At 43.5% G+C, this 21,963-nt stretch carries 15 protein-coding genes; 10 read left to right on the forward strand and 5 right to left on the reverse strand.

The annotated features are described in order from the left end of the window. Positions 1–31 precede the first annotated feature (31 nt). The gene (locus ACSBOP_RS05250; RefSeq protein ID WP_442603388.1) at positions 32–1,342 is read right to left on the reverse strand and encodes an aminotransferase class I/II-fold pyridoxal phosphate-dependent enzyme; all 1,311 of its coding nucleotides are present in this window, start codon (positions 1,340–1,342) and stop codon (positions 32–34) included. A 167-nt stretch (positions 1,343–1,509) separates the two neighbouring features. Beyond that, positions 1,510–2,133 (reverse strand): GNAT family N-acetyltransferase, encoded by a 624-nt coding sequence (locus tag ACSBOP_RS05255; RefSeq protein WP_442603389.1) that lies wholly within the window; start codon positions 2,131–2,133, stop codon positions 1,510–1,512. 163 nt (positions 2,134–2,296) lie between these two features. Here ACSBOP_RS05255 and pdxR point away from each other — a divergent pair, with 163 nt between their 5' ends. Next, positions 2,297–3,799 carry a MocR-like pyridoxine biosynthesis transcription factor PdxR gene (pdxR, locus tag ACSBOP_RS05260; RefSeq protein WP_442603390.1) on the forward strand — a complete coding sequence of 501 codons (1,503 nt, stop codon included), beginning with the start codon at positions 2,297–2,299 and terminating at the stop codon, positions 3,797–3,799. Positions 3,800–3,835: 36 nt separating this feature from the next. Further along, positions 3,836–4,318 (forward strand): GAF domain-containing protein, encoded by a 483-nt coding sequence (locus ACSBOP_RS05265; RefSeq protein ID WP_442603391.1) that lies wholly within the window; start codon positions 3,836–3,838, stop codon positions 4,316–4,318. A 95-nt stretch (positions 4,319–4,413) separates the two neighbouring features. Here the strand turns inward: ACSBOP_RS05265 and ACSBOP_RS05270 are convergent, their stop codons facing one another. Both ACSBOP_RS05270 and asd read right to left on the reverse strand, forming a co-directional pair. Continuing rightward, positions 4,414–5,673, reverse strand: coding sequence for an MFS transporter (locus ACSBOP_RS05270; protein WP_442603392.1), 1,260 nt, complete (start codon positions 5,671–5,673; stop codon positions 4,414–4,416). A 26-nt stretch (positions 5,674–5,699) separates the two neighbouring features. Then, positions 5,700–6,488 carry an archaetidylserine decarboxylase gene (gene asd, locus ACSBOP_RS05275; RefSeq protein WP_442603393.1) on the reverse strand — a complete coding sequence of 263 codons (789 nt, stop codon included), beginning with the start codon at positions 6,486–6,488 and terminating at the stop codon, positions 5,700–5,702. Positions 6,489–6,609: 121 nt separating this feature from the next. Between asd and ACSBOP_RS05280 the strand changes: the two genes are divergently transcribed. Next, positions 6,610–6,906 carry a transposase gene (locus ACSBOP_RS05280; protein WP_442603394.1) on the forward strand — a complete coding sequence of 99 codons (297 nt, stop codon included), beginning with the start codon at positions 6,610–6,612 and terminating at the stop codon, positions 6,904–6,906. Positions 6,907–7,042: 136 nt separating this feature from the next. Continuing rightward, positions 7,043–14,098 (forward strand): WIAG-tail domain, encoded by a 7,056-nt coding sequence (locus ACSBOP_RS05285; protein WP_442603395.1) that lies wholly within the window; start codon positions 7,043–7,045, stop codon positions 14,096–14,098. 139 nt (positions 14,099–14,237) lie between these two features. On the opposite strand, the gene ACSBOP_RS05290 is transcribed toward ACSBOP_RS05285, so the two are convergent. Continuing rightward, positions 14,238–15,236, reverse strand: coding sequence for a ketoacyl-ACP synthase III (locus ACSBOP_RS05290; protein ID WP_442603396.1), 999 nt, complete (start codon positions 15,234–15,236; stop codon positions 14,238–14,240). Between the two features lie 200 nt (positions 15,237–15,436). Here ACSBOP_RS05290 and ACSBOP_RS05295 point away from each other — a divergent pair, with 200 nt between their 5' ends. From ACSBOP_RS05295 to ACSBOP_RS05320, 6 genes are all read left to right on the forward strand, one after another. After that, the gene (locus tag ACSBOP_RS05295) at positions 15,437–15,673 is read left to right on the forward strand and encodes a LuxR C-terminal-related transcriptional regulator (RefSeq protein WP_442603397.1); all 237 of its coding nucleotides are present in this window, start codon (positions 15,437–15,439) and stop codon (positions 15,671–15,673) included. 39 nt (positions 15,674–15,712) lie between these two features. Further along, positions 15,713–17,053 (forward strand): extracellular solute-binding protein, encoded by a 1,341-nt coding sequence (locus tag ACSBOP_RS05300; protein ID WP_442603398.1) that lies wholly within the window; start codon positions 15,713–15,715, stop codon positions 17,051–17,053. Positions 17,054–17,150: 97 nt separating this feature from the next. Next, on the forward strand, positions 17,151–18,011 hold the full coding sequence (locus ACSBOP_RS05305) for a carbohydrate ABC transporter permease (protein ID WP_442604387.1): 861 nt from the start codon (positions 17,151–17,153) through the stop codon (positions 18,009–18,011). A 47-nt stretch (positions 18,012–18,058) separates the two neighbouring features. Further along, positions 18,059–18,922: a carbohydrate ABC transporter permease gene (locus ACSBOP_RS05310; protein ID WP_442604388.1), complete on the forward strand. Its 864-nt coding sequence runs from the start codon at positions 18,059–18,061 to the stop codon at positions 18,920–18,922. 53 nt (positions 18,923–18,975) lie between these two features. Then, positions 18,976–20,790, forward strand: a complete 1,815-nt coding sequence (locus tag ACSBOP_RS05315) for a cache domain-containing sensor histidine kinase (RefSeq protein WP_442603399.1) — start codon at positions 18,976–18,978, stop codon at positions 20,788–20,790. After that, positions 20,787–21,950 carry a response regulator transcription factor gene (locus tag ACSBOP_RS05320; protein WP_442603400.1) on the forward strand — a complete coding sequence of 388 codons (1,164 nt, stop codon included), beginning with the start codon at positions 20,787–20,789 and terminating at the stop codon, positions 21,948–21,950. Before ACSBOP_RS05315 ends, ACSBOP_RS05320 begins: the two co-directional genes overlap by 4 nt. Positions 21,951–21,963: the final 13 nt, after the last annotated feature.

Here is a 21,963-nt window from a genome sequence, read left to right on the forward strand (position 1 = left end):
CTTTCGCTTACTTGTATATCTTGGAAAAATATTAATGGGTAGCTTTAACGGTTTCTAAATCTTGTACACCTTGATAGATGAGATTGAACAGTTCTTCAATGTTTTCTTCTTCAATACAGGAGAATGCAACACGAAGGTCTGTTTCACCCAAAGCGATTGTTCCGATTCCGTATTGTTGTAACAAGTGGGTACGCAGCGTCTCGGCATCGATCGTTTTGAGTTTGAGGCACATGAAGTATCCGGAGTTGAATGGATAGTAGTCCCATGCACTGTCAAATTTGCCTGTGTCGAGCAAATGCTTCACGCGATTCGCACGGCCTTTCATGATCTCGAATTTCTCTTGCTTTTGAGCAGCAAATTCAGGAGATTTAAGGGCATGTAGTACGAATGTTTGGGTAGGGTGTGGACCGGATGAGATTGTCGCACGAATGATACCCATTGTTTTTTGCTCAAGTGCGCTAAGCAAGGCTTCACTTTTGCCTGCATATGTAATGAAACCAACGCGGAAGCCCCATACATATTCTTCTTTTGTTGCGCCGTCAACTTTGATCGCAAGTACGCGAGGGTGAAGATCAGCTAGTTGTCCAAACAAAGACTCTTGCAAGGAATCCTCAAAGAAAAGTCCAAAGTATGCATCATCGGTTACCACGACAACGTTAATGCCTGCATCTGCACCAGCTTTAATTGCTGCCACGATTTCTTGACCTTCAGCTGGATTTGGCGTATAACCTGTTGGGTTATTCGGGAAGTTGAGCACGACAAATGCTTTGCCTTTATCTTGTTGAGCTAAGATTGCGTGCTTCAAGCCCTCTGCATTGAATGTACCTTGCTCATTATATAAAGGATAATTGACAATTTCAGCTCCACGACGAATACCGAAAGTTAATTCGTAATTTTCCCAATTCTTATCCGGGATAATGACTGCATCACCGGCATCAGCAAACAAGTCAGCTGCAACGCTAAGTCCATGCGTCAAGGCATTTGTTACGAGTGGGTTACCAAAAAGCTTGCCTTGCAAGGATGGATTTTCCTCAACCATTTTCGCTCTCCATGCGGCACGCAGTTCAGGTTTCCCTGCTGGTGGAGCGTATTCGTAAATGTCCTTAGGCGCATAGGAGGATAGTGTGTCTTGAATGACTTTAAGATGCATCGGTTGGCCATTTTCAATCGCAATACCGATGGTTGCATTGAATTTAGTAGCTTTTGCTTTCGCTTCTGCTGACTGGCTTAGAATGCCTTCTTTCGGGAAGTAAATCAATTTACCTAGATCGGAAAGCATTTCGTACACATGTGGGTTTTCGCGTTTCAATGTTTCGTTAAGCGTCTGGGCAAGCTCATTCATTCGATTCATCCTCCATGGTTACAACACATTTTTGTGCCATCATTATATCATTTCCGGATAGACTAGTCACCGTTAGAAATGACTATGAATGGAAGAAAATTGCTAATTGTATGGGAAGTTTTGTATTCTGTCATGGAAAATATCTGAATAGACGATTTAATTCCGTATTAGAATGAAGTGCGTTCTAAAAAATGCTCTAATTTGGCTTTAACAGACGGCCATTCTTCTGCAATAATGCTGAACATTACCGTATCACGTACAAAGCCGTTGGGTTGGATCAAATGTTTACGCAGTGTCCCTTCGTAAGAAGCACCAATACGTTTGATGGCTGTTAATGAGCGATTGTTGCGAGCATCCGCTTTGAATTGCACGCGTACAAGCCCCCATTCCTCAAAGCAATGACTCAGTAACAAATATTTGCATTCCGTGTTGACTCTTGTGCGCCAAACTTTTGGGTTGTACCATGTCCAGCCGATTTCAGTAGAACGGTTATCCGGGGATAGGGTATGGAAACGAGTGCTTCCAACAATCTCTTCATGCTGTTTGTCCCAGACGACAAAAGGCATAGAGATGCTATTGTCGCGTTCTTTCAAAGCCGTTGCTACGTAACGCTCTGCATCAGCCATTTGTTGAAAATAAGCGCTATAGGGCAGCACTGAAAGTTCAGGATGATGATTCGCATGAAAAAGTGGCTCAATATGTTCCTCTTGCATGGGAGAAAGTCGTACCCGATGGCCCTCTAAAGTTAGGGGATTAAGCGTGCTCATGCTTAATTTCAAGTCTGTATTCATTGTCGTTGCACCTCAATTTTTATTTGGTTTTGTAATCATTTTAGTGGGAAAGTGGTTTAATCAAAAGATCCAATTTAGAATAATTTGAATATACCAATTAAAGAAGAACGTGTTAGGATAGAAAAGGAGAATTGTGAGTGAATAAGAACGGGGGAGATCATGGATGGATTTTCATCTTCCGTATTTACTTTATTTGGATAAATATACGAATAAAACGACCGCACTCTATTACGCACTTCGTGATCGAATTGTGGGGGGCGAGCTAATCTTTGGGTCGAAGCTGCCTTCATCTCGTGAGCTTGCGGGAATGTATGATCTCGCAAGGGGAACCGTTAATCAGGTGTATGAGACGCTGATTGCTGAAGGATATCTACGCGGAGAGCTTGGGCGTGGGACGTTCGTTGCTTATTCGGATCGAGCTGGAGAGCATATGGATCAGATAGAACGACATCCGTACAAGCGAAGTGAAATCAAGTTGTCATCATGGGGAGAACGGATTGCAGATCGATTTGCTGAGTCCTATTGGGAAAAAACAGCGAGTGGGGAAAGAGAGAAACTGTCTATCAAGTGGTCATTCAAACAGTCACTGCCAGATTTAAGTTATTTCCCGATTGCGGAGTGGAATCGCTGTGTACATGAGCAAGTACGTGTAATGACACAGCAGCATGAAAAGTCCGCTTATCTTGCAGCAGGCAGTCTAGAGCTTCGCGAAGCGATTGCACTTCATTTGCAGCGGGCAAGGGGGATTGATGCGAAGCCGGAACAGGTCGTGATTGTGAATGGATCCATGCAAGCGATCGCGCTGCTGGTGCAGCTGCTTGTGAATCCAGGTGATGGGGTTGTGATTGAGAGCCCGGGCTACAGCCCGGTCGCCCGCGCGGCGCAGGCTGCGGGCGGTAATGTGCTGCTTGCGCCTGTGGACGCAAGCGGGATTATTCCGCAGCCGTGGCAAGCCCGGCTGCTGCATGTTACACCGAGCCGCCAGTTCCCAACTGGCTCGGTGCTGTCCTTGGAGCGGCGGCAGGCGCTCCTGCGGTGGGCGGCGGAGCGCGATGCTGTCATCGTCGAAGACGATTATGACAGCGAGTTCCGCCACCGCGGGCGGCCGCTTGAGCCGCTCAAGCGGCTTGATGCCGATGGACGCGTCGTCTACATCGGCACGTTTTCGCTGACGATGCTGCGGACGCTGCGCATCGCCTATGCGGTGCTGCCGGAAGGACTTACGGCAGCTTTTGCCGCCGCGAAGCGCTTGTACGAGCCGATCCCGACAGGGCTCGTGATGCAGCGAGCGCTCGCTGCGTTTATGCGCAGCGGTGCCTATGAGCGTCATCTGCGCCGAATGAAGCGTGTATATGCGCGTAAATATGAATTTTTCATCGCGCTTTTGCAAAGCAAACTGGCCCACCTGTTCGATTGGGTCGAATGCGATGCGGGTTTGCATATTTTCGGGTGGTGGAAACATAGCCATGCTTCCTATAAATCTTTCAAACAAGTTTGCCGAGAAGCAGGTCTGGAATGGACCGAAGTAGCGGAACGGTACCTGACTCCTGAAGGCCGAATTGGCGCTAGCTTCAGTTTCTCTCATTTTACAATGAGTGAGCTTGAGGAAGTGGTTGATATGATGGAGCGTCAAACTGGCTCGACAACTGCTCTTCAACACTTATAATAGAACTAACAGTAGATTCCAAATGGAGGTCCCAATATGTTCCAACACCAAGCCTATGAAGGCAACAAGCAAGAACGGTATGAGCTGGTTATCAAGCAATTACGTGCATTAATTGACGGTGAACCTAACCGCATTGCTAATTTAGCTAATGCTTCAGCACTTTTAAATCAATTTTTGCATGACATTAATTGGGTTGGTTTTTATTTGATGGATGAACAGAATCAACTAGCACTTGGTCCATTTCAAGGGCAGCCGGCATGCACGCGTATCCCTCTCGGACGAGGTGTTTGCGGCACGTCTGCCCAGAATCGTGAAACATTACGTGTAGCCGATGTGCATCAATTCCCAGGTCACATTGCCTGTGATGCTGCTTCCCAATCTGAAATTGTGATCCCACTTATTGTGGGTGACGAAGTGATTGGTGTGTTGGATATTGATGCACCGATTGTGAATCGATTCGATGAAATCGATCAAGAAATGCTGGAGAAGTTCACGGCTGTTCTCGTACAATCCTTCTAGTGGTCTCTTTTGTACAACTCCACTGATCATTTATCCCCTTAAAATAAAACTAAAAAAGCCCTGCAGATTTCTCTACAGGGCTTAATCTTCTTCGTTTATTCTCCCTGCGCTTCTTCTGTCCAGGAAACAAGCTTACGGTCAGATGGCAGTAAGAAAGTCAACACACCGAGAAGCGGTAGATAACCTGCAAGCTTCATGATTGGCGCAATGGTGAAGGTTTCAATCATATCACCAATCGCCAGGGCCCCAACACCGCCAAGACCGAAAGCAAGGCCTGTGACGAGACCCGAGACCATGCCGATTTTGCCAGGAACAAGTGCTTGTGCATAAATCACGGTTACGGAGAAGCTGGACATCATTATAATGCCATTTAAGGCAAGCAGGACAAGCAACAGAGGTCCATCTACATACGGGATCGCAATACTAAGCGGTGCAGCGCCGAGCATCGAGAAGAAGATGACGTTTCTTTTACCAAAAACATCTGCTAGCGGTCCGCCAATAAATGTTCCAACTGCTCCTGCCACAAGATAGACGAATAAGTACATTTGAGCGTCTTCTATCAAGACACCAAAAGTTTCATTGAGGTAAAAGGCGTAATAGGTCGAGATTGCAGCGCCATACCATGAACGGAATAGAACAAGGAATAAGAGCAGGACCATAGCAAATGTAATCGCCTTTTTTCGCTGTGGACTGATCGAGCGTTTAATCGTTGATTTCTTTCTAACCTGACTTGATTGCAGCACACCACGGTACCACTTGGCGACGTATAATTGAACGAAAATTCCGATAGCAGCAATCCCAGTGAACCAGATCGCGCCGAATTGTCCAAGCGGCAGCAAGATCCATTTCGTAATGATCGGTCCCATTGCAGAACCCGTATTCCCACCAACTTGGAAAATGGACTGCGCCATCCCTTTACGTCCACCTGCTGCTAAATGTGACACCCTCGAGCCTTCCGGATGGAAGGCAGCTGAGCCAAGTCCAATAAAAATAACCGCAAATAAGATCAAGACGTAGCTTGGTGCGAAGGCTAGCAGCACGATCCCGATGAGGGAGGATACCATTCCAAGAGGCAGCAAGCCGGGGAAAGGCCTTTTATCTGTAAAAATACCTACGACCGGCTGCATGATGGATGCAGTTAATTGGAAAATAAAAAAAATAAACCCAACTTGTCGGTAAGACAAGTCGAGCTCCGATTTCAGAATCGGAAACATAGCAGGGATGACAGATTGCATCATATCATTGCACAAATGAACAATGGATACAGCAAACAAGATTCTAAAGGTAGTAGAACTCGCTATTTGAGATGGAGCACTTGTTTTACTTGCTATTCCATGATTCGTCCCTGTTTGCATGCAGCAGCTCCTCTTTCTATGAAAATCTAAGCTTCTGTAAGAACCCCTAGTTTTTCACCCATCTTTACTTTGCTTCCCACTTGTAAATCTTCACGTGGAGTGAAGATATCATTTTCCAATAATAAAACAACCGTAGAACCAAACTCAAAGTAAGCCAGATCATCGCCTGCTTGCATTTGTGTGCGTAGGTCTTTGGAGTATTGAATCGAAGCGACATTGAGTGCCCCAACTTTAATAACGGCAACTTCACCTTGCTCACAGTTCATAATTGTAATCAGACGTTCATTACGGCTAAGTACTTTACGCATATGGCGCAATCCAAAATCGTTCACTGGATAAACTCTACCAGGCACGTGTTCTTTTTCAAGAATTGTACCTGTAACTGGTGAGTGAATACGGTGATAGTCCGTTGGTGATAAATACAAAACAAAATAAAAGCCATTCTCATAATTGATCCGGCGTGGCGAATGATTGAGTAAATCATCAACTGTGTAATCCTGTCCTTTTACGTTCAAAATAAGACCTTCTTCAATCGGCCCCATTCCCGTAATGAGTGAATCAACAGGTGAAATTAAAGCATTAGTTTCATTATTCAATGGGCGCAACCCCGGTTTAAGTTTACGAGTAAAGAAGTCATTCAACGATTGATAATCGTGGAGTTCCTTCTCAGCATCTTCAATCGATATTCCATAGGTTTTGGCAAAACGGGGAATAAGTGTACGGCTCACCTTGGATTTGGCGAACGCTCCTGTTAGTTGTGAAACCCATTTCCTAGATGAAAGTTCCGTTAATAGCCGAAAAACCGGTTTTGACATGTGATCTTGCTCCATTTCTTTTGCATAATATTTTTATCTTGCCACAGAAAAGTTATTAAATCAATCCAGACGCATGGATTTCACACTTTTGCGCACCCTACTTATGGAGGTGTGGTTGATCATGGTAATTGCTATTTCACTAGGGGCACTTATCGTACCCTTTATCATGCAGATGACTGCTCGGCGTTACCGCTTTTGTAGGCAATTGTACGCATGGCTAGGCTTCTTGTTCTTGTGGTTGGTCAGTATTATCGCGGCTAATGGTGTGTATGAAGTTGTGCGTGATCAGACGGTTTTTATGACAAATATCCATGGACTGTTTCTGAATCCGTGGTTTTTAATCAGCAGCGCTTATACAGGAATGTATGCGTTATATCTTTGCATGGACCAGCTGTTTGAAAATAGGAAAAGCGCCTAACTCCCTTTATTGCATTTTATTGCGGTAAGTGGAGTTTTTTTGTGTGCAAAATGGCATGGATAAGCATATTTGATAAACCAGAGACTGGGTGAATGCATATGTTACAGGAGACTAGGATGTCAGAGAGGAGATATCTATGAAAAAGTGGAAAAGCCGCTCTAGCGGTAAATCATCATCTCAAGTAAACAAATACAGTGCATCCACCAATGAGCTGAAGTGGCTGGATGATGACACGAACAAAGCGAAAGAAAAGGATCGGCAAAATATTCAATACATCGCGAAAGTGCTGGATATAGAGAGCGATATATTCCCAGAATCCAACGTCCCTCAACCAATCGATGGGCAAGAGCCGACTCATGCAGGAGATGGTCGTGCTGTCGTCCCATCATCTGCCGCTTTACCACCCGTGTTTCCATCCGCACCTGCAGCTAACCAGGTGTACACACCACCGCAAGCTTCGCATTCAACATCCGTACCACCCTTAGAATCCGTACAATCGCCATCACCGCAGGTTGTTTCTGAATCAGCAACGAAGGTTCCGGGGCAGGAAGTATCTGGGAAGGTCACCTATAAGAAAGTAGGAAAATCAACCCGTAGCTCTGCACCGAAAAGCGTTGTCTCTTCTTCGGTCACACAGGAGGTTGTTGAAGAAGGAGTACGCAAACCAGAGGGGGGGACTTCTTCAGAGCTTGTGCTTCAACAGCGGAAAACGGGGAAAGTTACACAGGCTGTCGTCTACACAGATGATATCGTGGAATCAGCTGTTACGAATGAGAAAATTGCTTCTCGAGCCATTGATGAATCGAAGATCAAGCCGCAAAGTGTAGGAACCAAATCACTTAAAGACTATTCAGTAGATCAATCCAAATTAGCAAGTGGTGCTGTCACCCGAGATAAAATTGCTATAGGGGCTGTTGATCAGGAGCATCTTGCATTTCATGCGATAACAGGAGATAAAATTCAAGATCGAACCATTTCTGGTGAGAAGCTAATCGATTCTTCGATTACTTCAAATAAGTTGGCTGATGGTGCCATTGATGCGACGAAGCTTGCCTATCGTTCTATTCAGGCTGTTCATCTTGCTGAATTTTCTATTTCTTCTGAGCTAATTGAAGATCAAGCGATTACCCCTGATAAAATCAAGAGCGGTTCGATTCAATCACGTCATCTCGTGAATCAAGTGATCGATACGGCGAAATTGGCAGATAACGCGATTACGAACGAAAAGCTTCGGGATAGCTCGGTCACAAGAGAAAAGCTCGCACCTAAAAGTGTAGCTTCGGAACATATTCATCATCGCAGCATTACACATCAGCATTTAGGTTTAGGGATTGTGCAAGCCAGTAATATCGCGCTTGATCAAATACATGCTGAACATATCGCAGAGGGAAGCATTCAGTCCTACCATTTGGAAGATGAAATTATCACTTCTGAAAAATTAGGGAAATTCATTATAGGCTCAACACATATTGAATCAGGTGCAATTCTTGAAGAACATATTCCAGAAGGTGTCATCAATGAAGGTCACTTGCAGAATTATACCATCACCTCACGCAAAATCAGCCGGGGGGCTGTTACAGAAGATGTGCTCGCGAATAACGCAGTTACAACAAGGAAAATTGCGGACGAATCTGTAACTGCTGAGAAAATCGTTCAAGAATCTATTGATACGGATCATTTGGCACGTTCAGCAGTAACAAAAGATAAGATTGCTGCTGAAGCGATTCATTCTGCACATGTTTCCACAGGTGCAATTGGTTCCGCACATATTCAGACCAAAGCTATTTCGACAACGATGCTGCAAGATGGATCAGTCACAAGCACGAAGCTGCAACAAGGTTCGATTCAAAATCATCATCTAAGTGACAGTGTCATTGTAACCAATCATTTATCTGCCCATGCCGTAACGACTTCGAAGCTTGCTCCAGAATCCGTGTCAACAGATAAGCTAACCGATGTCTCGATAACGACAGTGAAAATTAGCGATGCTGCTGTGACTTCTGAGAAGCTTGCTGCACAATCCGTCCAACAAACACATATTGCAATCGGCGCCGTAGATTCAGAACAAATCGCTGAGCGAGCCGTTAAGGCAGATAAAATCGCATTGCAAACCATCCAAACGGATCACTTAGCAGATGGAATTATTCAATCCGATAAAATTGCGGATGAAGCGATTCAGTGTATTCATATTGCAGAAAAATCAATCCAAAGTATACACCTTGATCATCACATCGTACTTACTGAGCATCTTGCACCGTCTTCTGTGACTGAAAGCCATCTTGCAGGGCAAGCAATAACCGGCGAGAAAATTGCGGATAGCACGATTACGAGTTCGAAGCTTGCAATCGACTCGATTAGTGGTCAGCATTTACAAGCCAAATCAGTAGAGGGTTTTCACATTAAAGATCGTTCCATATCGCAAGAGCATTTGCAGCGTGGGATATTTACGATTGAACAGCTGATGGATCAAAGTATTGACGGAGATAAGCTCAAGATCGGCTCATTAGGTGCTGAACATATTCGGGATGAATCGATTACGGAATGCAAGCTCGGATATGGATCAGTCGGTACAGCTCAGCTTCAAGCAGGGGCTGTATTATCAGCGATTATTGCAGATGGTGCAGTAAATCGTGAGAAGTTGAGCGATGGAGCTGTCACGAGCGAAAAGCTGGCTAAAGAAACTGTCAATGCGCTTCACATTGTGCCGAACTCCATACAGTCGCAGCATATGCAGCGTTCATCCGTGCAACGTGCACATATCGCTTCGGAGTCTGTGACTAGCGATAAGATTGCAACAGGTGCCATACAATCCCAGCATATTGCTGAACGTACCATCTCTGCTGTGCATGTAGGCAAACGGGCCATTGGTACGATGCATTTGGAAGAAGAGTCGATTACAGGGGATAAGCTGCAAATTGGTTCGGTGCATACTGAAAAGCTAGCAGATGCAAGTGTTTCAACAGGTAAACTATCTGACGAAGCTGTTACCTTTGATAAGCTAGCTCGTGAAAGCGTAGATGGCAGTAAAGTTAGACCGACTTCCATTACGAACGACCATTTAGTAGATGGCGCAGTTAACAGTGCGAAACTGAGTACGAATTCGGTTTTAGATCGGCACATAGCTGACCATGCCATCACAGCTCGCAAAGTTGCACCAGGAGCCATTCAAAGTGAGAATATATCGCACCAATCCATTAGGGCGGAGCACCTGCGCGAAGGTATCGTTCATACGGATCATATTGCGGATGGTGCGGTAACAGCGGAAAAGCTAAATGAGGGTACAATTACAGCTCGACATTTGCTTGTGCAGTCTGTCCATGCAGAGCATCTCAATGTAGGCATTGTATGTGAAGAACACTTAGCAGATAAATCCATCACTTCAGCAAAGCTTGCGCCTAAAGCAGTACGTGCTCTTCATTTAGCGGATCGCTCGATTGTGACGGAACACTTAACCGATGCGCTTATCAAAGAGAAGCATATCAGTGATGGATCGGTCACTGGACTTAAACTGGCGGGGAATGCAGTTCATGCGATTCATCTTTCTGAACGTGCAGTATTGGGAGCGTCCATTGCACCAGGTGCTGTTGAAAGTCAACATTTAAATGTAGACGCCGTTGGAGAGACGAACTTAGCAGAGGGAGCTGTAACTTCAACCAAAATTGGGGATGGTGCAGTTGTTGGAAAGCATTTGGCAAGTGGGGTAATCGGAACAAGAGAATTGGGATATGCTGCTGTTACATTCGATAAATTGGCAGAGGATAGTGTGGATGGCTCTAAGATTCAGCACGGTGCTATCGCATCTGAGCATTTAACCGAAGGTGCTGTTACACGTTATAAAATTGCAACGGGTGCTGTGACTGACTCCCATTTAGCAGAGGAATCGGTTACGTCTGATAAAATTGCACCACTATCTGTCGAAGCTTCGCATCTTGCTAAAGGTATTATTGATGCTACGCATTTAAGTGCTGGATTGATTCATGAAGAGCACTTGGGTATACATTCGATTTCCGGTAATAAGTTGCAGGATGGTTCGATTTCTTCGCAAAAGCTTGCGTCAGGAAGTATTGATACAAGTAAGCTTGCGAGTGATAGCGTGACTTATGAGAAGCTGGCTCCACTGAGTGTCGATGGCAGTAAGCTGCGCTCACAGTCTATCTTGACCGGGCATATTGCTGCAGAAGCCATCACATCGGCGCAACTTGCACCAGAATCTATTGAAGAAGCGCATCTCATGGACGGCAGTGTTACGGCAGGAAAGCTGGGATCAAGCGTTGTTCACGGTAAACATTTAGCACCAAATGTAATCGATGCGACCCATCTGACTCCGGAGATCGTTAGTGAAGGTCACTTGTGCGATGAATCGGTGACAGAGATGAAGCTAAGAAACGATAGTGTCACAAGCGGAAAGCTAGCTAGTGGTAGTGTAAGCAGTGCAAAGTTGCAAGATGAATCGGTCACTTATGAGAAATTGGCCATAGGCAGTGTCGATGGTGTGAAACTAAGAAGAGGTTCCATTACGATGCTGCACTTGGTAGATGGAGCTGTAACTTCGGATAAAATTGCTGATAATGCAATTAGAAACGCACAGTTAATGGATGCAAGCGTCACTTCATCGAAAATAGCAGCCGGAGCTATTACACGAGAACATTTGGCTGATGGTAGTGTGATTGGCGAACACCTCTCAATGGCTATTATTACACAACAACATCTAACACCAGGCGCAATCCAGCTTGAGCACCTGGGCGAAGGTGTGATTACTGGCGAAAAGTTGGCAGATGGAATTGTAACTGCCGATAAGCTTGCTGTTAATAGCATTCGCGAGCATCATTTGGGACCTGAGTCTGTTACATGCGATAAGTTGGCTGATGATAGCGTAGACGGTGACAAATTGGTCGCATTTAGCGTGAGTGAAGATCACTTAATGGACTCGGCAGTAACGAGTGACAAGATCGCTTCCTTTGCAGTGACAGTTGCTCATTTAGCCGATGGGAGTGTTACGCAAGATAAGCTTGCAATGGGTGCTGTAAATGCAGAACACATTTGTGAAAATACGATTGTGAGTGAACATTTAACATTAGGTCTTATACGTTCGGAGCACCTCAGTGAAGACGCGATCTCCGGTGAGAAATTAATGAATGATACAATCACAGGTGATAAATTGCAGGATCGTACCATCTCAGGTATAAAATTAATGCCAGGCAGTGTAGATATTGTCAGTATCGCGGAAGAAAGTATCGATGCAACGAAACTGCAGAACAAAGCTGTTTCTACGATCCATCTGGAAGATGGAGCAGTGACGAGTTCCAAACTTGCAGACGCTTCTATTTATAATGAGCACCTTGTAAATGGATCTGTGACCCATGAGAAGTTGGCTATTCGATCTGTAACAGGTGAAAATTTGGTGGAAGGATCGATTCTGAGGGAGCATTTATCCCCTGAATCCATTCGTGAAATTCACTTAAGTGAGGCTATTATTCGAAGCTCCCATATTACAGATGCGGCCGTGACTGCAACGAAGCTTAGTCCTAACAGTGTATCTGCATTTGCTTTAGTGGATGGAGCTGTAACAAAAACAAAAATCGCAGATCGCAGTGTGGATAGTGCGAAGATTACTCTTTTTGCAATTACAACCGATCATGTCGTTGATCAAGCGATTACGGCTGATAAGCTAGGACCACAAGCTGTACTCGAGAATCATTTGAGTGAGAACATTATCAGTTCGAATCATCTGAACTTGCAAATTGTGGAAGGTCGCCATGTTGCGATGGAAGCTATTGGAGCCGAGCACTTGGCTGAGGGTATTATCTCGGAGCGGCATTTAACACCAGGTCTATTGCGAGAAGAGCATTTTTCAATAGGGACAATTGCAGGAGATAAGATCAAAGATGATTCGATTACTGGTGATAAAATTTCAGCTTTGAGCATCACAACCGAGAAAATCGCTGATGGTTCAGTAACAGCTGTTAAGCTTGCACCGGGCTCTATTGATGGCGCCAAGCTTGCCGCATCTAGTGTAGGCGCATCTCACTTGGAATCAGGCAGCGTCTCAAGAGAGAAGTTAGCGACTGGAGCTATTATCGAAGCGCATTTGGTAGATCGTTCTGTCACTCGTGATAAAATTGCTGCGGGTTCAATATGTGCGGATCACATCATCGTGAATTCAATTGAAAGCGACCATTTAACAGTGCAAGCGGTACGTGAGGAACATCTGACTAGTAATTCGATTACAGCTGAGAAACTTCAAGATGGATCTGTTCTAAACTCGAAGTTGGCAGACGCAAGTGTCACAACAAGTAAACTGAGTGTGAATTCGGTTACTTTTGAACATTTGACAGATGATAGTGTAGATGGCGCTAAAATTCGGAAACATTCCATTTCAACAAGTCACCTCTTATCAGAAGCAGTGACAGGTGATAAAATTGCCGCTCAATCCATCATTACGGAACATTTAACTGATGGCATTGTGACACAAGCAAAGTTAGCTGAGCAATCTGTTAAAAGCATGCACTTGGTAGATCATGCAGTGACATTCAACCATCATGCACCAGCAAGTATTGGACAGCACCATCTGTGTGAGGACATCATTGCAAATGAACATATCCAAGATTTTGCAATCACATCGAACAAAGTAACAGTCGGAGCAATCTCAACAATTAAGCTTGCAGACGAAGCAGTCACGAATGAAAAATTAGCGATTCAAAGTGTGGATGGTTCGAAGCTGAAGCGTCACTGCGTGACGACTGATCATCTCGCTGATGGCGCAGTAAAGCCTTCAAAATTAGCACTTGGTTCCATTCATGAATCTCATTTGCAGGATGCAGCTGTTTCTTCAATGAAAATAGCAGAAGGTGCTATACACGCCAATCATCTGGCAGCGGGTTCGATCTCGGAAGAGAAGCTTACATTCCGTCCAGTGTACACCTCGACTTCCAAACCTGTCGTGGTGCAGCAATTTGGACTTCAAACTTATCAAATGAATGTGCAGGATGAAATCTTTGATGTCGCTATTGAATTTGATGAGCCATTCGTCGACACGATGTATTCTCTCGTTGCGATGACCAATCATCAAGCGTGTTATGCAGTAGCCAAATCCAAAACATGCAACAGTGCTGTCATCTCGATTGTTCGCGCTAAATTCTCCACTGATCTGAATGGACTTATGAACTGGATTGCTATTGGTTCCAAGGCTTAATTTATATGGATGAAGACAAAATTACTGACAGCTCAGGCATATCCGAATAAAAGGCGTTCTAATCATGCAGGAAAACCGTGGCTGCTGCATCCTTTCAAAAGGAAGTAGAGCTACGGTTTTTGTTTGAACACGTGTTAAATTATCCCCAGCGTACGAGCAAGCCACAATGTGTTAATCCGCCACCAAATCCATATAAAAGCAGCAGATCACCTGGTTTTACTTGTCCTGACTTGACCCCAAGATCTAAGGCAAGCGGAATAGAGGCTGCAGAAGTATTCCCGAAGTAATCTAAGGAAATAAGTGTTTTCTCACGTGAAATCCCAGTTCGTTCATTCATGGCTTCAATAATTCGAAGATTGGCACTATGCGGAATAAACCAATCAATATCATCGATAGAGACTCCAGCTGCTTCAGTAAGTTCTTTAATGCCCTGTGGAATTTGTGTGACTGCAAATCGATACACTTCACGACCATTCTGGACTAGTTTACTGTTGCCCTCAAGCGATTGACCATTTAGCGTGTCAGCGAGACCTGTGCGATACACATGAATGCCGCCAGTACCGTCTGTTCCAAGCCTTGATCCGAGAAAAGCTTTCGGCTCAGGTTTACTTTCAATGATTACGGCGCCTGCTCCATCTCCGAATAAGATACAAGTTGAGCGATCCGTGTAATCGGTAATCTTGGACATGGTATCTGCAGCAACGACTAGAATTTTACGATGAGCCCCTCCAGCAATTAAGCCGTTGGCAAGATGGATAGCATATGGAAAACCAGCACATGTCGCATTAAGATCAAGCGCACCTGTATGTGGAATATTGAAATGAGCTTGCAGTTGGCAGGCTACAGATGGGAAAGGTAAATCAGGAGTGTGAGTAGCAACCAGAATCAGATCGACATTGCTTAGATCAGTTTGAAAAGCTGCAATCATGTGCTCAACTGCCGCAATCGCAAGATGCGAAGTAAATTCATCTTCTCTAGCAATCCGACGCTCATGCATGCCGGTACGCTTTACAATCCATTCATCATTCGTATCAACAAGCTGCTCCAAATCGGCATTTGTGAGCTTGCGCTCGGGTACATAACTTCCAATTGCAGTAATATGTGCATGTGATAAGCTCTCGGATGTATGGTAAGTCATTTTATCACTCCTTGTTATTAGTTGGTATTAGTATCTGGTACTAATTTCAATATATACGGACTTGGGATCGAAGTCAATTGTCAATAACAGCCCATTTTTAACTGAATCCGACACCATTACGAATAGCCCTTCATAAAATAACTTTGACTGTATCCCTTACCCTTGTAACTACAACAATCCGGGCAAGGAGGGGTGACACATTGAAGGGCAGCGAACACAAGAATAAATTTCTGTTAACAAACCGTGAACGTGAAGTCTTTGAGTTGCTAGTACAAGATAAAACAACCAAGGATATCGCGCAGCAGCTATTCATCTCTGAAAAGACTGTGCGCAATCACATCTCCAATGTGGTGGGGTATGAAACACATAACTCCTTAAAAAAACAACCCTTAATCTTTAGTTTGTGCATTGTTGATGCGCGTGATATACATACATAATAAAAGTGTAAAAGATATATTTGACGAGGGGGAAATGCAATGAAGAAAGTATTAACGATACTTTTAGCTTCGTCCTTAACGTTAGGACTTGCTGCATGCGGAAGTTCTAATGGTGCTAAAGAGAGTACTGCACCAAGCGTAAATCCAGCCACAGAAAAACCGGCAACGGAGAAACCGGCTGAGAAGAACGTAACCCTTACATTCCAGAATATTTATCCAGATGCAACAGCTCCTAATCATAAAATTATGAAGAAGATTGTAGGGGATTACGAAGCATCGCATAAGAACATTAAGATCGAACTTGATTCCTTAAACACGGATCAGCAGAAGATCAAGCTGAAAACACAAGCTGCCTCTGATGGAGTGCCGGATATTACGATTGTAAATCCAGCTGCACAAATGAAGCCTTTTGTTGATGGCGGTGTGCTTGCTCCACTTAATGACATGTTAGGTGATGGTTTGAAAGAAAGCTTTCAAACAGGTATTTTAGATTATTATTCTTTTAACAATAATGTGTATGCGCTTCCAGATGGTAATAACATCGCGGTTGTTTACTACAATAAGGAACTGTTTAGTCAAGCGGGTGTAGAGGTACCGAAGACTTATGAAGAGCTGGTTGAAGTTTCGAAGAAACTGAAAGCCAAAGGAATTACGCCCATTTCAGTCGGCGAGAAAGATACATGGACAGGTTCATTTTTATTCATGAACATCGTACTTCGTACGAACAACGGTCCGAACTTCTTGAAAGATATATTGGAAAAAAAGAAGACATTCAATGATCCTGCATTCGTTGAAGCGGTCCAGAAATTAGAAGATCTTGTTCAAGTGAAAGGGTTCCAAGATGGTGCAACTTCCGTTGATCAGAACGCAGCTGCGAATTTGTTTAAGTCAGGAAAAGCAGCGATGCACTTTATCGGAACTTGGGAAACAGGAGCCATGGACGCTTCTCCTATCAAAGATAAAATCGGCGTGTTCAAATTCCCAACTGTAGGTGGAAAAGGAGATCCTGATCAATTCATGCTTGCACCAGGAAGCGCATTTGCGATTTCCGCGAAGAGCAAGCATTTAAAAGAAACCAAAGAATTTCTCACTTATTTCATGAAAAATTACCCGAAAGTATCGTTTGACATGAAAAATGCAGTAGGTATTGCCCAGAAAGTGGATGGAGATTTCAAAGCTGCGGGCTACTCGCCACTTGCGATGGAAGTACTTGGACTGTTCAAAGGCGTAAAAGGTGGAGACCTAGCGTTTGACAATACAATGAACCCTGCAATTGCTCAAACACATCTAACAAGTATCCAGCGCGTGTTCGTTGAACAAATCAAGCCTGAAAATGTAGCAAAAGAACATCAAGCTTCATTTGATGCCAATAATAAATAGAAGCCATCAAGAGGGTGTTTATGACACCCTCTTTCAGTCAAGAAAAGGGGGGGAGAGTCGGGTGAATGGAGCTCTAAGGGTATCTAAATTAACGATCATGTGTTTTGTGCTGCCTTGTCTTGTTTTTTACATCGCATTTGTTTTTGCACCGATCCTCGTGTCCTTTTATTATTCATTAGTGGAATGGAGCGGTATGGGTTTACCAAAGTTTATCGGTTTGCAAAATTTTATCGAAATGTTCACAGCAGACCCGATTTTTTGGCCATCCGTTTACAGAACTCTTATTTTTGCGATCTTTTCTGTGCTTGAAATTCCATTTGCACTGTTATTAGCGATTATTATTAGTCGTTATGTAAGACGACCCAATTTTTTAGTTTCCAGTTATTTTATTCCGGTTATATTATCAGTTGTTGTCGTTGGACAGCTGTGGAGTACCATCTATAACCCTGCATCACTTGGGGGGATGCTCAATAAGGTACTAATCAGTGTGGGCCTGGAAAGCTGGACACATTCGTGGCTAGCTGATCCGCAGGTTGCGATGTACGCCATCTATTTTGTTGCCTTATGGCAGTACTTGGGTTACCACACCTTAATTCAGTTCACAGGGGTTCAGAACATTCCAAAAGAAATTTATGAAGCCGCACGAATTGACGGAGCAGAAGGATTCACTGCAGATCGTTACATAACCATTCCACTTGCCATGCCTGTTATAAAAATGTCCGTAGTACTTGCTGTGATTGGATCATTAAAGGCGTTTGATATGATTATGGTTATGACAGCTGGAGGACCTGCGCATGCGACGGATGTCATATCCACGCATATGTATAATGTTTCATTTCTTTCTTTGAAGTACGGTTATGGCAGTGCACTTTCCACATTTTTAGTGATTGAATGTTTGGTGGCAACTGTGCTGCTCAATCGGTTGTTCAAACGCTCTGAAGATCAAATATCTAAGTAGAATGGGGGCTGTAAAAGGTGAATCCCAGACCAGTAAATGCATCTGTAATGGCAGCCAAACCTACAGTTTCTAATCCAGTTCATCGCAAATTTTCTGTCAAAAAAATAATCATATGGACGATTCTTTCGATTCTATTCGTCACCCAAGTATATCCTTTGTTATGGTTGCTTTTGTATTCTCTGAAGACGAATCAGGAAATATTGGATGGGCAATTCTTTGCGTTGCCAAACTTGATTCAGTGGAGCAACTTTAAGGATGCCTATGTTTCTGGGAATTATCTGAAGTATTTATTTAACAGCATACTTGTAACGGGGTTTACGATGTTGTTTACCATTTTTTTTAGCACAATGGCAGCGTACGCGATCGCTAGATTTCGTTTTCGATTAAGTGGTGTAGTGATGCTTGTGTTCATGGTTGGGATTATGATTCCGATCCAATCGACACTGCTGCCACTTATGATCATTTTTAAAAATATAGATATATTAAATACGTATTTAGCACTCATTATCCCGTATATTGCTTTTTCGATTCCACTTTCAATTTTTATTCTTACTGGTTTTATGAAAGGTATTCCACATGAGATCGAGGAATCAGCGATCGTAGATGGTGCTTCTATTTTTAGGCTGTTTCGAAGTGTCATTCTACCGATTACAGTCCCTCCTGTTGTGACAGTATGTATCCTGACGTTTATCTCGGTGTGGAATGAGTATATTATGGCAGCGACTTTCATCTCTTCCGAGAAGTATAAGACACTTCCATTTGGTGTTTACAGTTTCTTTAGTCAATATTCGACGAATTATAGTGCGATTGGCGCTTATCTGGTACTTGGCGCATTGCCGGTGCTTGTGGTGTATTTTACACTGTCTGAGAAGATTACATCAGGTATGGTGGCAGGGGCTGTCAAAGGGTAAATTTCGTGATAGAATCAAGGCAACATGTACGATTTTGGGGGGGGCCGCAGAACATGAAACTTTTTCGTTCCAATGCGATTAGTGTTTCGGTGTTTAAGTGGTTCCTTCTTTATAATTTTGTACTATTGTCCGTGATTACATTTGCATATTACAAGAAAACAACGGATCAAATTAATACAGGAATTGCTGAAATCTCACAAAAAAATGTGATGCAGGCAGCCGATCATTTTGGTCTTCTGATGAAGGGTTATGACAGTGTATCCAAATCGATTATCGGAAATTTAGATATTCAGCGATTATTGTCTCACGAGGAGCCCAATCCAGCTGTGCAGGCGATTAATGGACTGACTTTACAGAATATTCTGGGTTCTATCTATTACAGCCGAGATGACATTATCGGGCTTTATATCATTACGAATAACGAAAAGGTATACAGCTATGGCAGCTATACACATGCGATTGATGAAAAATATGCGTCAACCAATTGGTACAAAGATGTAAAGAAATCCTCAGGCCAAATGACTTGGCTTGGATTGCAAAAAAAATCGTTGATCGACATGATACATACGGAACCTGTATTCTCGTTCGGACGAACGCTGTATAACATTTATGAGAATAAGCCAATTGGGATCGTTCTGATCGAGACTGAGCCTCGTGGTGTAATGAATACAATTGATAACCTTCATCTCAAGTACCAAGGGGAAGCTTATGTCCTATCTGAAAATGATCAATTATTAGCCTACTCGGGATTCCTTGAAAAAAAGCCACCGAATTTGATTGATATTCCTCCGTTTACAGAGGATGAACATACAAAATTATTGAATACCGGCGGTATACTGGCCGTTGTCGAGAAGCAAACTCCATTAAATTGGAAAATAGTCAGCTTAACGCCAAATTCAAATGTGAATATTGAGCTCGACAAAAACAAGCGATTTATTGCGCTTGTACTGGGTATTATGGTTATGATTTCGATTGGAATATCCATTTTCTTTTCTCGTGTAATTACATCACCCATTAAAAAAATGGTTCATGAAATGAAGCAGGTTGAGCGAGGGAAGTTTAATATTTTGCAGGAAGTAAAGTCGTTTGATGAAATCAATTATTTAATTGCTTCCTTCAATCGCATGGTCAGCCGGATTGATCAATTGATAGAACGTGTGCGATTTGCTTCGATTAGCGAAAAGAACGCTCAGCTTCATGCTCTTCAGTCACAGGTTAACCCCCACTTTCTATATAACACATTAGACATGATTTACTGGATGCTGGACGAGAAAGAGAACGAGCAATTAGGGAATATTATTTTATCCTTGTCCAAAATGTTTCGTTACAGCAGTGATTGGGAGCATTCAGATGTGACATTGCACGACGAACTGGAACAAATTAGCCATTATTTGACGATTCTACAGGCGCGAGCGGATGGTCGTCTATCCGTTCAGATGGATGTACCTGAGCAATGGCGAGCAATTCGGTTACCGAAAATGAGTTTACAGCCGATTATTGAGAATGCCATTATTCATGGGCTTACAAAGAAAGAGGGTTCTGGATCATTATCTCTTGGGATTGAGAAAGTTGACGATAGACTGGAAATTCATATTCAGGATAATGGTGTAGGTATTCCTCTAGAGAAGTTAGCAGCGATACATGCGATGCTGCAGCGAATTGCACAGAAAGAACCGATTTCCATGGACTTAGAGCAACAAATTGAACCTCTTGTAGAACAGGGAATTGGAATATTGAATGTACATAGAAGGTTAGTCATGAAGTTCGGACCGCATTACGGTATTCGTATGGAGAGTGTAGAAAACGTAGGGACAAGGGTTTCCATCTTCATTCCACTGAATACTTCGAACAAAGGGGGCGTCGTATGAATATTCTCGTTGTAGACGACGAAAAAGTGATTAGAGAAGGAGTTAAGCGAACGATACGGCATGCATTTCCCCATATTCAGCTATCGACGGCAGGTTCGGCTGAGGAAGCATTGGCTATTTTACGAACGCAGCAAATTCAAGTCGTGTTCTTGGATATTATGATGCCAGGCATGTCAGGACTTGAGCTAATGAGTGCGCTGCGAAAGACAAATCCAACGATCAAATGGATCGTAATCTCGGCATACTCCGATTTTACATTCGCGCAAGAAGCACTTCGTCTGGGGGCGATGGACTATATTCTAAAGCCGATCGGCAAAGAGAAGTTGAAGGAAGTCATCTCAGCCATTGAATTTGAAATGGATGCTAGTAAAATCACCACCTCAGATCTCGGTATACTTGAAATGAACCTCAAATATTTAAGAGAAGCCGTCTTTCAACGCTGGATTCATGGTCTTGATATCGGCCGATACGACATCTCGAAGTTGCAAGAGATGTATCCACGCTTTCACCTCATCTTCGTGCGATTGGAGTCGAAGGTGCAAGAGTTGAATGTGAAGCATTTTATAATTGAAAATGTGCTTACGGAGCTTGTGGAAACAAGGGGACATGGTTTTGTTGCAAGTTTTGATCGACACAGTTTGTTAGGTGTCGTTTCTATGAATGAGGGAACCACGATTCATCGATTTGAAGAGGAAATTCGGGAGCACTTGGGGCGGTATTTGAAAGTTCCATATGAATTGCTGACCAGTCATTTGCTTGAAGAGTTTGAAGTGATTCCAGTAGAGGTTCGTAAATTCCAGCAAGGGGGAACATCTTCGGCAAGTTACCTTAGGATGGGTAAGAATGAGGATACGATCGACATTGCCGTTCAATATATTAAGAACAATTTTCGTGAAAATTTATCGCTTGAAAAGGTTGCTTCTGTTGTGTATTTGAACCCGATCTACTTCAGCCAACTGTTCAAGCAAAAGACGGGCATCGGTTACAAAGATTACGTTATCCAACTTCGTCTAGAACAGGCCAAGCGCCTGCTTGCTAACCCGAACTTGAAAATTACAGATGTCGCAGGGCAAATTGGTTACCAAGACATTCGCCACTTTACCCAAGTATTTCGCAAAAAGTACCAAATCACTCCATCCCAATTCCGCAATATGTTGTAAGAGCGTTATGGGA

The sequence above is a fragment of the Paenibacillus sp. KN14-4R genome (assembly GCF_052180255.1).
Lineage (GTDB): Bacteria > Bacillota > Bacilli > Paenibacillales > NBRC-103111 > Paenibacillus_AM.

Coding starts and splice junctions, on each gene's coding strand:
- ACSBOP_RS05320 (WP_442603400.1), top strand. CDS start 20,787: ATGAATATTCTCGTTGTAGACGACGAAAAAGTGATTAGAGAAGGAGTT.
- ACSBOP_RS05255 (WP_442603389.1), bottom strand. CDS start 2,133: ATGAATACAGACTTGAAATTAAGCATGAGCACGCTTAATCCCCTAACT.
- ACSBOP_RS05310 (WP_442604388.1), top strand. CDS start 18,059: ATGGCAGCCAAACCTACAGTTTCTAATCCAGTTCATCGCAAATTTTCT.
- asd (WP_442603393.1), bottom strand. CDS start 6,488: ATGTCAAAACCGGTTTTTCGGCTATTAACGGAACTTTCATCTAGGAAA.
- ACSBOP_RS05285 (WP_442603395.1), top strand. CDS start 7,043: ATGAAAAAGTGGAAAAGCCGCTCTAGCGGTAAATCATCATCTCAAGTA.
- ACSBOP_RS05280 (WP_442603394.1), top strand. CDS start 6,610: ATGGTAATTGCTATTTCACTAGGGGCACTTATCGTACCCTTTATCATG.
- ACSBOP_RS05270 (WP_442603392.1), bottom strand. CDS start 5,673: ATGCAAACAGGGACGAATCATGGAATAGCAAGTAAAACAAGTGCTCCA.
- ACSBOP_RS05265 (WP_442603391.1), top strand. CDS start 3,836: ATGTTCCAACACCAAGCCTATGAAGGCAACAAGCAAGAACGGTATGAG.
- ACSBOP_RS05300 (WP_442603398.1), top strand. CDS start 15,713: ATGAAGAAAGTATTAACGATACTTTTAGCTTCGTCCTTAACGTTAGGA.
- ACSBOP_RS05250 (WP_442603388.1), bottom strand. CDS start 1,342: ATGAATGAGCTTGCCCAGACGCTTAACGAAACATTGAAACGCGAAAAC.
- pdxR (WP_442603390.1), top strand. CDS start 2,297: ATGGATTTTCATCTTCCGTATTTACTTTATTTGGATAAATATACGAAT.
- ACSBOP_RS05305 (WP_442604387.1), top strand. CDS start 17,151: ATGTGTTTTGTGCTGCCTTGTCTTGTTTTTTACATCGCATTTGTTTTT.
- ACSBOP_RS05290 (WP_442603396.1), bottom strand. CDS start 15,236: ATGACTTACCATACATCCGAGAGCTTATCACATGCACATATTACTGCA.
- ACSBOP_RS05315 (WP_442603399.1), top strand. CDS start 18,976: ATGAAACTTTTTCGTTCCAATGCGATTAGTGTTTCGGTGTTTAAGTGG.